General features: G+C 42.9%; 4 protein-coding genes, 20 tRNA genes and 2 rRNA genes (1 of these 26 running past the window's edge). All 26 read right to left on the minus strand.

Translation table 11 applies throughout. From position 1 onward, the window contains the following. Window positions 1–1,431: a glycogen synthase GlgA gene (gene glgA / locus NST66_RS23750; RefSeq protein WP_033579578.1), complete on the minus strand. Its 1,431-nt coding sequence runs from the start codon at window positions 1,429–1,431 to the stop codon at window positions 1–3. Then, window positions 1,428–2,453: a glucose-1-phosphate adenylyltransferase family protein gene (locus NST66_RS23755; RefSeq protein WP_025750736.1), complete on the minus strand. Its 1,026-nt coding sequence runs from the start codon at window positions 2,451–2,453 to the stop codon at window positions 1,428–1,430. The genes glgA and NST66_RS23755 overlap by 4 nt, the downstream gene beginning before the upstream one ends. A 22-nt stretch (window positions 2,454–2,475) precedes the next feature. Then, entirely contained in the window at window positions 2,476–3,627 is a 1,152-nt protein-coding gene (locus NST66_RS23760) for a glucose-1-phosphate adenylyltransferase (RefSeq protein WP_016765788.1), read from the minus strand. Beyond that, window positions 3,578–5,539 carry a 1,4-alpha-glucan branching protein GlgB gene (gene glgB / locus NST66_RS23765; protein WP_033579577.1) on the minus strand — a complete coding sequence of 654 codons (1,962 nt, stop codon included), beginning with the start codon at window positions 5,537–5,539 and terminating at the stop codon, window positions 3,578–3,580. The genes NST66_RS23760 and glgB overlap by 50 nt, the downstream gene beginning before the upstream one ends. Window positions 5,540–5,833: 294 nt before the next feature. Next, window positions 5,834–5,905 (minus strand) — tRNA-Glu (locus NST66_RS23770). Window positions 5,906–5,925: 20 nt separating this feature from the next. Beyond that, window positions 5,926–6,016 (minus strand) — tRNA-Ser (locus tag NST66_RS23775). Window positions 6,017–6,019: 3 nt separating this feature from the next. Then, window positions 6,020–6,094: transfer RNA gene (locus NST66_RS23780), tRNA-Asn, on the minus strand. A gap of 3 nt (window positions 6,095–6,097) precedes the next feature. Continuing rightward, a tRNA-Ile gene (locus NST66_RS23785) sits at window positions 6,098–6,174 on the minus strand. A gap of 6 nt (window positions 6,175–6,180) precedes the next feature. Then, window positions 6,181–6,254, minus strand: a tRNA-Gly gene (locus tag NST66_RS23790). A gap of 11 nt (window positions 6,255–6,265) precedes the next feature. Then, window positions 6,266–6,341: transfer RNA gene (locus NST66_RS23795), tRNA-His, on the minus strand. A gap of 10 nt (window positions 6,342–6,351) precedes the next feature. Further along, window positions 6,352–6,427 (minus strand) — tRNA-Phe (locus NST66_RS23800). A gap of 8 nt (window positions 6,428–6,435) precedes the next feature. Beyond that, window positions 6,436–6,511, minus strand: a tRNA-Asp gene (locus NST66_RS23805). Window positions 6,512–6,515: 4 nt separating this feature from the next. Next, window positions 6,516–6,592: transfer RNA gene (locus tag NST66_RS23810), tRNA-Met, on the minus strand. Between the two features lie 25 nt (window positions 6,593–6,617). Further along, window positions 6,618–6,710: transfer RNA gene (locus tag NST66_RS23815), tRNA-Ser, on the minus strand. Between the two features lie 27 nt (window positions 6,711–6,737). Next, a tRNA-Met gene (locus tag NST66_RS23820) sits at window positions 6,738–6,814 on the minus strand. Between the two features lie 30 nt (window positions 6,815–6,844). Next, a tRNA-Ala gene (locus NST66_RS23825) sits at window positions 6,845–6,920 on the minus strand. Window positions 6,921–6,925: 5 nt separating this feature from the next. Beyond that, window positions 6,926–7,002: transfer RNA gene (locus tag NST66_RS23830), tRNA-Pro, on the minus strand. 4 nt (window positions 7,003–7,006) lie between these two features. Then, window positions 7,007–7,083: transfer RNA gene (locus NST66_RS23835), tRNA-Arg, on the minus strand. Window positions 7,084–7,092: 9 nt separating this feature from the next. Further along, a tRNA-Leu gene (locus NST66_RS23840) sits at window positions 7,093–7,181 on the minus strand. Window positions 7,182–7,195: 14 nt separating this feature from the next. Next, a tRNA-Gly gene (locus tag NST66_RS23845) sits at window positions 7,196–7,270 on the minus strand. A gap of 23 nt (window positions 7,271–7,293) precedes the next feature. Next, window positions 7,294–7,375, minus strand: a tRNA-Leu gene (locus NST66_RS23850). Between the two features lie 14 nt (window positions 7,376–7,389). Beyond that, a tRNA-Lys gene (locus tag NST66_RS23855) sits at window positions 7,390–7,465 on the minus strand. 8 nt (window positions 7,466–7,473) lie between these two features. Continuing rightward, a tRNA-Thr gene (locus NST66_RS23860) sits at window positions 7,474–7,549 on the minus strand. A 29-nt stretch (window positions 7,550–7,578) separates the two neighbouring features. Further along, window positions 7,579–7,651 (minus strand) — tRNA-Val (locus NST66_RS23865). A gap of 9 nt (window positions 7,652–7,660) precedes the next feature. Further along, a 5S ribosomal RNA gene (gene rrf / locus NST66_RS23870) occupies window positions 7,661–7,776 on the minus strand. A gap of 109 nt (window positions 7,777–7,885) precedes the next feature. After that, window positions 7,886–9,483, minus strand: a 23S ribosomal RNA gene (locus NST66_RS23875); it runs 1,338 nt beyond the window's last position.

The following is a 9,483-nucleotide window of genomic DNA, read 5'->3' on the forward strand; positions in this document are numbered from 1 at the left end:
TCACGATGGAGTAGATGTCAAATTTGAATACAATTGATTATATTTAAATGCCGATTGCCCCCAGCTATAATCCTGACTCATAGCATCCATCATTAATTTTTTCCATACATCTTTCTGGTGATAAAATGAAACAGCTCTTTCTAACGTATGAAGCATGTCATGAGCATTATAATTCTTAAAAGAGAAGCCATTTCCCTCTCCGCTATATTCATTATAAGCTTTAACCGTGTCATTCAGGCCGCCCGTTTCACGCACGACTGGAATGGTTCCATACTTTAAGGCTATTAATTGTCCGAGTCCGCAAGGCTCAAAACGGGAAGGCATTAAAAATAAATCCGTACCGGCATAAACTTTATGAGCAAGTTCCTCATTAAAACCAATAATGGCTTTTACTTGTTGCGGGTACGTATCTTCCATCTCACGGAAAAACTGCTCAAACTCGTGTTCGCCAGTTCCTAAAATAACAATTTGGGCTCCTAAGTTAACCGTCTCATGGAAAACGTGCTTGACTAAATCCAATCCCTTCTGCTGGGTTAACCTTGTAACCATCGAAATAATTGGAACATCCTTATTTTCCTCTAATTCAAGATAGCGCTGGAGCTCTTTTTTATTTTTATATTTTCCTTCAATCTCTTCTACAGAATAAGGATAAGATATAAGCTGATCTGCGTCTGGGCTATAAGCTTCTTCATCGATTCCATTTACAATCCCAATTAAATCTTGATTTCGCTGACGCAATAATCCATCTAAACTTTCTCCGTAATAGGGCATTTGAATTTCATCTCGATATGTAGGACTTACCGTGGTAATTTTATCAGCTGATACAAGAGCCGCTTTCATAAAATTAATATTCCCATAAAACTCGAGCTGGCTTGTAGTAAAATAATAATCATTTAAATTTAATAGCTCATATAAATTGCTTTTAGGGAAAATTCCTTGGAATTGCAAGTTATGAATCGTAAAGACCGTCTGGATATGATCATACATATCATAATTAGCACGAAGTAAAAATGGAATCATAGCCGTATGCCAGTCGTGACAATGAATGATATCAGGCTCATTCTCTAAAAATGGGATAGCTTCAAGCACAGCTCTGCTGAAGAAAGCAAATCGTTCAGCGTCATCGTAGTGCCCATATAAGCTATCTCTTTTAAAATAATATTCATTATCAATGAAAATATATTTAACGCCATCCATTGTTAACGATTCAATCCCACAGTACTGTCTTCTCCACCCAACCTGCACATGAATAACTTTTTCAAGCACCATTTCATCTTGATAATGTTGAGGAATGGTTCCGTACTTTGGCATGACTACACATACGTTCGTTCCTAACTTTTTTAATTCTTTAGGCAGGGCACCTGCTACGTCTGCTAATCCTCCTGTTTTAATAAAAGGTACACATTCTGATACAGCAAATAATACATTCACGACTTCATCAACGCTCCTTGAGTTGTTCCTTTAGCAATGACTCTAGGTAGACCTGACTCACCTAGCAACGTTTCATTACTTCCTATTTTCACATCTTTGTCTAAAACAACATTTTCTAATACACTATTTTCTAAAATAACGCCTTTTTGCATCACAATGCTATTCTTAACGACCGTACCTTTTCCAATTTTAACGCCTCGGAAGATAATACTATTTTCCACATGTCCTTCAATCACGCACCCGTTTGCGATCATTGAGTTTTTCACAACCGCTTTTTTTGCGTAACGAGTAGGCGGTTCATCTTTTACTTTAGTGAAAACAGGACGTTCGTTGATAAATAACTGCTTCCAAACATCTGGAGATAAAATTTCCATACTTGTTTTATAGTAGGCATCTAAGCTAGAAATCTCAGCCGTATATCCGTGGTGTTCGTACTTTTCTACACGATGAGATTGTGCCATATATCGAACCATTTCTTTAATCGTATAAAAATCATGCGATTCATTTTGCAAAATATTAACTAGAATAGATTTATTAATAATATACATATTAAGCGATTTATCACCCTGCTTCATTTCAGTAATATCTGCATTTGAAGCAATATGACGCTGCAGCACGTGCTCAAAGTCAACTGTACATATCGTATAACTATTAGCAATTAATACGTATTCCTGCTTACTTCTTAAGAAATAATCAATATGATAACGGAACTGCGTGAATAGTGATGGACTCTCTAAGTGTAAATCACTTGTCATAGGAGGGAAGATAAACAATCCATCTCGCTTCCGATCCAAATCCCATTCTTTTCCTGAACCTATATGATCCATCAATGCGCGATAGCGATCACGAGGAAAAATGGCAACGCTCGAAATTCCAGAGTTCACCATATTAGAAAGCGTAAAATCGATTAATCGATAGCGCCCTGCAAAAGGAATGGCAGCAATCGATCTATAAAAGGTTAAAGGCTGCAGCGCTGTTGTGTTTGTACAAGCATCAATAATACCAAGCATTTGATTATTCAATGTCGTTCATCCTCTCTGTTCGTTAAATGCATTTAGCAACTGATTCAATCAATTCTTGAGTAACAAGAATTACTTCTTCGCTTCCTTTGGTCGGTCGAATGATAGTACCGTCTGGAACTTCAATGTCCGATGGAACAATTGCGTTTTCAATATATACGTTAGAGCCTATCTTTGCAGTAGGCATGACAACCGTTTTCTTAACTTCAGAACCTGAACCGATTTGTACACCTGGAAATAACACGGACTGCTCTACGTTTCCTTCGACAACGCACCCTTCATTTACTAATGACTCCACCACGCAGGCGTTTGGCGCAATATATTGAGGAGGCTGATTAGGGTTAACAGAGTATACTTTCCATGAAGAGTCAAATAAATTAAGCTCGTCTTTATCACATAACAAATCCATATTCGCTTCCCATAAGCTTTTTACAGTTCCTACATCTTTCCAATAACCTTGGAATGGATATGCAATTAGCTTTTTCTTTTCATCTAGTAAAAGCGGAATAACATCTTTACCAAAATCATGGCTTGAGTATGGATTGCGTGCATCCATTTCTAAATATTCTTTTAAAATACTCCATTTAAAAATATAAATCCCCATAGAAGCTAGATTATTTTTAGGACGCTGTGGCTTTTCATCGAACTCCATTACATCTAGGTCACTATTTGTATTTAAAATACCAAAACGGCTCGCTTCTTCCCAAGGTACTTCAATAACAGAAATCGTTACATCTGCTTCTTTGTTTATATGATAATCAAGCATATTTTCATAGTTCATTTTATAAATGTGATCACCTGATAGAATCAGTACGTACTCAGGATCATATTGTGTCAAATAGTTTAAATTTTCATAAATAGCGCTAGCCGTGCCTTTATACCACTTTACTCCATCTGACTCCGCGTATGGAGGCAATACTGTGACGCCACCATTCCGTCGGTCCAAATCCCAAGCGCTTCCAATTCCAATGTATGAATTGAGAACTAGCGGTTGATATTGTGTTAATACACCCACTGTTTCAATACCTGAATTTGTACAATTACTTAAAGCAAAATCAATAATTCGATACTTACCACCAAATGGTACAGCTGGCTTTGCTAGATTTTTTGTAAGCGAACTTAGCCGACTACCTTTTCCTCCTGCCAATAACATCGCTACGCATTTCTTTTTTAACATGTTGTTTTCTCTCCCCTCGTTTTCTCTTTGCTCGTAGTATACTAATGCCAAACGGCGGAATATTCATTTCAATGCAAAAAGGTTGACCGTGAAACGATTCATCCACTGATTTTAATGCCTTTTTATTTACAATGCCTGAACCGCCGTACACTTCGTCATCACTGTTAATAACTTCAATGTACTCTGTCTCAACTGGAACTCCAACTTTGTAAGAATGATATGGATGCTCAGAAAAATTGCTAACAACTATAAAAATCTCCTGATTTTCTTTCGACTTGCGAATAAAGGAGAAAATTTGTTGATGATGATTGTTAACATCAATCCATTCAAATCCATCTGGATTATGGTCTAATTCATATAAAGGCTTGCTTCTTTTATAAATCTTGATGAGATCCTTCATATATCCGTTAAGATTGCGATGCATGTCAAAGTCATAAAGCATCCAGTCTAACTCTTCTAAATCTTTCCACTCATCAAATTGGCCAAACTCTCCGCCCATAAATAAAAGCTTTTTTCCAGGGTGTGCAAAGAAATATCCATATAGCAGTCGAAGCTGTGCAAACTTGCGCCAGTAATCACCTGGCATCTTATTAAGCAATGATTTTTTCCCATGTACGACTTCATCATGAGAAAGCGGCAAAATAAAGTTTTCGTTAAACGCATACATTAGTGAAAAGGTCATTTTATCGTGAAGATAGGGACGTCTTTCCACTCCAGCTTCCATGTACGTTAAAACGTCATTCATCCATCCCATGTTCCACTTATAATTAAAGCCTAAACCGCCCTCATACGTAGGTGCTGTAACAAGGGGCCAATCCGTTGAATCTTCTGCCATCATTAATATCGTTTCATCAGATTTAAAAACAGCTTCATTCAATTTTTTTAAGAAGCTGACAGCTCCATCATTTACTGCTTTTCCAGAAGAATTTTGCCAATAAAGCATATTAGCTACAGCATCTACTCGAAATCCATCTATGTGGAAGTACTCCAACCAAAACAAAGCGTTCGAAATGAGAAAACTTTGTACTTCAGGCTTGCCTAAATCGAAATTAGCTGTTCCCCAAACATAGTTTTCACGGTCGGGTTCTTTTTTGTATTCATAAGTAGGTTCTCCATCGAACATATACAGACCATGTTCATCCTTACAAAAATGCCCGGGTACCCAGTCTAAAAGAACGCCTATATTATTTTGATGACACTCATCTATAAAGTTCATCAACTCTTTAGGTGTACCGTATCGACTGGTAGCAGAATAGTATCCAGTTCCTTGATATCCCCAGGATCGGTCGAGCGGATGCTCAATGACTGGTAATAACTCAATATGTGTAAAACCTTGTTCAGCAATATAAGGAATAAGCTCCTGTGCTAATTCACTGTATGTATAAAGGCTGCCATCTTCATGAGTCCTCCAAGACCCTGCATGCAGCTCGTAAATACACAGTGGTCTTTCATATATATTTTGCTGTTTTTTCTTTCTACGCCAATATTGGTCGTTCCATTTGTACCCATCCAATGAGTAAACAATAGACGCAGTGTTTGGACGCACTTCACTGAAGAAAGCGTATGGATCTGCTTTTAATTTTTTTTGATTGCTTTGTGTGATGATTTCATATTTATAAATAGTCCCTTGTTCTAATTCAGGGATAAATGTCATCCAAATACCTTCTTCATTAACTTTAACCATTGAATGTTGAAAACCGTTCCATTTATTAAAATCACCTACAACGCTTACACCCTTTGCATGAGGTGCCCACACGCAAAATCGTACGCCTTCAATTCCTTCTACCGTTACCTGATGCGCACCGAAAATAGAGTAACTGCGAAATAAGTTTCCTTCGTGATACAAATGAACATCAAATTCAGTAGGCTGAACCGCTAGATTCACTTTTGCCACCCCTTTAACTTCAAACATAATATACGCACATAATATACGCTTCTTACCACTCATTCCCTTTTATAGTAAAAACATAAACCTTTTCTACAAATATAATAGAATAAATGTTCTTTAAAATTACTCTTTATTCCATACTCTTCATACTTTATTACTTTATGAATAATTCCATATGATATAGGGAAAATCCTGCTTAAAACTTACTTTTTATTCTGAAAATTCATGGTAATTATTCCTAACTATTATTCCTGTTTACTTAATCTTTAAAAAAGCGCAAATAAAAAAAGGTTTGCATATATGCAAACCTTTTTAAGATGACCCGTACGGGATTCGAACCCGTGTTACCGCCGTGAAAGGGCGGTGTCTTAACCGCTTGACCAACGGGCCATATTTAAATTTAAAACGACTGGCGGAGAAGGAGGGATTTGAACCCTCGCGCCGCTTACACGACCTACACCCTTAGCAGGGGCGCCTCTTCAGCCACTTGAGTACTTCTCCGTATGGCTCCACAGGTAGGACTCGAACCTACGACCGATCGGTTAACAGCCGATAGCTCTACCACTGAGCTACTGTGGAATATGGTGGGCCTAAGTGGACTCGAACCACCGACCTCACGCTTATCAGGCGTGCGCTCTAACCAGCTGAGCTATAGGCCCATTATTTGGAGCGGGTGATGAGAATCGAACTCACGACATCAGCTTGGAAGGCTGAGGTTTTACCACTAAACTACACCCGCGTTACTTAAGATGGGGCGACTGATGGGAATCGAACCCACGAATGCCGGAACCACAATCCGGTGCGTTAACCACTTCGCCACAATCGCCGTCTTAAAATGGTGGCTCGGGACGGAATCGAACCGCCGACACAAGGATTTTCAGTCCTTTGCTCTACCAACTGAGCTACCGAGCCAAACAAAATGGCGGTCCCGACGGGAATCGAACCCGCGATCTCCTGCGTGACAGGCAGGCATGTTAACCGCTACACCACGGGACCACTTTGGTTGCGGGGACAGGATTTGAACCTGCGACCTTCGGGTTATGAGCCCGACGAGCTACCGAACTGCTCCACCCCGCGATGATATGAATATGATATAAATAAATGGCGGAGGAAGAGGGATTCGAACCCCCGCGGGCTTTAACACCCCTGTCGGTTTTCAAGACCGATCCCTTCAGCCGGACTTGGGTATTCCTCCGTATATTTATAACAAATGTAACTTATATGGTAGCGGCGGAGGGAGTCGAACCCACGACCTCACGGGTATGAACCGTACGCTCTAGCCAGCTGAGCTACACCGCCATATTATTCGTTACAATTATTTAATTTCATTGGTGGAGCCTAGCGGGATCGAACCGCTGACCTCCTGCGTGCAAGGCAGGCGCTCTCCCAGCTGAGCTAAGGCCCCATAAATGGTCGGGAAGACAGGATTCGAACCTGCGACCCCTTGGTCCCAAACCAAGTGCTCTACCAAGCTGAGCTACTTCCCGTTTATGGCGCGCCCGAGAGGAGTCGAACCCCTAACCTTTTGATCCGTAGTCAAACGCTCTATCCAATTGAGCTACGGGCGCTTATTAAAATGGTGCCGAGGGCCGGACTTGAACCGGCACGGTAGTCACCTACCGCAGGATTTTAAGTCCTGTGTGTCTGCCAATTCCACCACCCCGGCAGGACTTATATACGTGGAGCGGAAGACGAGGTTCGAACTCGCGACCCCCACCTTGGCAAGGTGGTGTTCTACCACTGAACTACTTCCGCGCATATATGAAATTAAGTAAAGATGCGGGTGAAGGGACTTGAACCCCCACGTCGTAAGACACTAGATCCTAAGTCTAGCGCGTCTGCCAATTCCGCCACACCCGCGTGTGAATATTAAATGGTGAGCCATGAAGGACTCGAACCTTCGACCCTCTGATTAAAAGTCAGATGCTCTACCAACTGAGCTAATGGCTCGAAAAAAATGGTGCCGGCAAGAGGACTTGAACCCCCAACCTACTGATTACAAGTCAGTTGCTCTACCAATTGAGCTACACCGGCGTGCAATCTCTGACTTAAATAGTCGATGATGGAGGATGACGGGATCGAACCGCCGACCCCCTGCTTGTAAGGCAGGTGCTCTCCCAGCTGAGCTAATCCTCCGATATAAAAGCCTGGCAACGTCCTACTCTCACAGGGACAAAGTCCCAACTACCATTGGCGCTAAAGAGCTTAACTTCCGTGTTCGGTATGGGAACGGGTGTGACCTCTTCGCTATCGCCACCAGACATATTATATTATACACTATTATATAAAGAAAGCAATACTTTTTTTCGAAAGATTTATTCTTTCAAAACTAGATAACAGTTTGCTGAGTAAAGCTTACACTTTTAAAGTTTGGTTAAGTCCTCGATCGATTAGTATCAGTCAGCTACACATGTCGCCACGCTTCCACCTCTGACCTATCAACCTGATCATCTTTCAGGGATCTTACTAGCTTGCGCTATGGGAAATCTCATCTTGAGGGGGGCTTCATGCTTAGATGCTTTCAGCACTTATCCCGTCCACACATAGCTACCCAGCGATGCCTTTGGCAAGACAACTGGTACACCAGCGGTGTGTCCATCCCGGTCCTCTCGTACTAAGGACAGCTCCTCTCAAATTTCCTACGCCCACGACGGATAGGGACCGAACTGTCTCACGACGTTCTGAACCCAGCTCGCGTACCGCTTTAATGGGCGAACAGCCCAACCCTTGGGACCGACTACAGCCCCAGGATGCGATGAGCCGACATCGAGGTGCCAAACCTCCCCGTCGATGTGGACTCTTGGGGGAGATAAGCCTGTTATCCCCGGGGTAGCTTTTATCCGTTGAGCGATGGCCCTTCCATGCGGAACCACCGGATCACTAAGCCCGACTTTCGTCCCTGCTCGACTTGTAGGTCTCGCAGTCAAGCTCCCTTGTGCCTTTACACTCTACGAATGATTTCCAACCATTCTGAGGGAACCTTTGGGCGCCTCCGTTACATTTTAGGAGGCGACCGCCCCAGTCAAACTGCCCACCTGACACTGTCTCCCGGCCCGATCAGGGCCGCGGGTTAGAATTTCAATACAGCCAGGGTAGTATCCCACCGACGCCTCCACCGAAGCTAGCGCTCCGGCTTCTCAGGCTCCTACCTATCCTGTACAAGCTGTACCAAAATTCAATATCAGGCTACAGTAAAGCTCCACGGGGTCTTTCCGTCCTGTCGCGGGTAACCTGCATCTTCACAGGTACTATAATTTCACCGAGTCTCTCGTTGAGACAGTGCCCAGATCGTTACGCCTTTCGTGCGGGTCGGAACTTACCCGACAAGGAATTTCGCTACCTTAGGACCGTTATAGTTACGGCCGCCGTTTACTGGGGCTTCGATTCAGAGCTTCTCCCAAAGGATAACCCCTCCTCTTAACCTTCCAGCACCGGGCAGGCGTCAGCCCCTATACTTCGCCTTGCGGCTTCGCAGAGACCTGTGTTTTTGCTAAACAGTCGCCTGGGCCTATTCACTGCGGCTCTCTCGGGCTATACACCCTACCAGAGCACCCCTTCTCCCGAAGTTACGGGGTCATTTTGCCGAGTTCCTTAACGAGAGTTCTCTCGATCACCTTAGGATTCTCTCCTCGCCTACCTGTGTCGGTTTGCGGTACGGGCACCTCCCGCCTCGCTAGAGGCTTTTCTTGGCAGTGTGGAATCAGGAACTTCGGTACTATAATTCCCTCGTCATCACAGCTCAGCCTTTATGATGAGCGGATTTGCCTACTCATCAGCCTAACTGCTTGAACGCGCATATCCAGCAGCGCGCTTACCCTATCCTACTGCGTCCCCCCATTACTCAAACGGCGGGGAGGTGGTACAGGAATATCAACCTGTTGGCCATCGCCTACGCTTTTCAGCCTCGGCTTAGGTCCCGACTAACCCTGAGCGGACGAGCCTTCCTCAGGAAACCTTAGGCATTCGGT

The organism is Priestia sp. FSL W8-0524 (assembly GCF_038005965.1).
In the GTDB taxonomy this organism is placed as follows: domain Bacteria; phylum Bacillota; class Bacilli; order Bacillales; family Bacillaceae_H; genus Priestia; species Priestia zanthoxyli.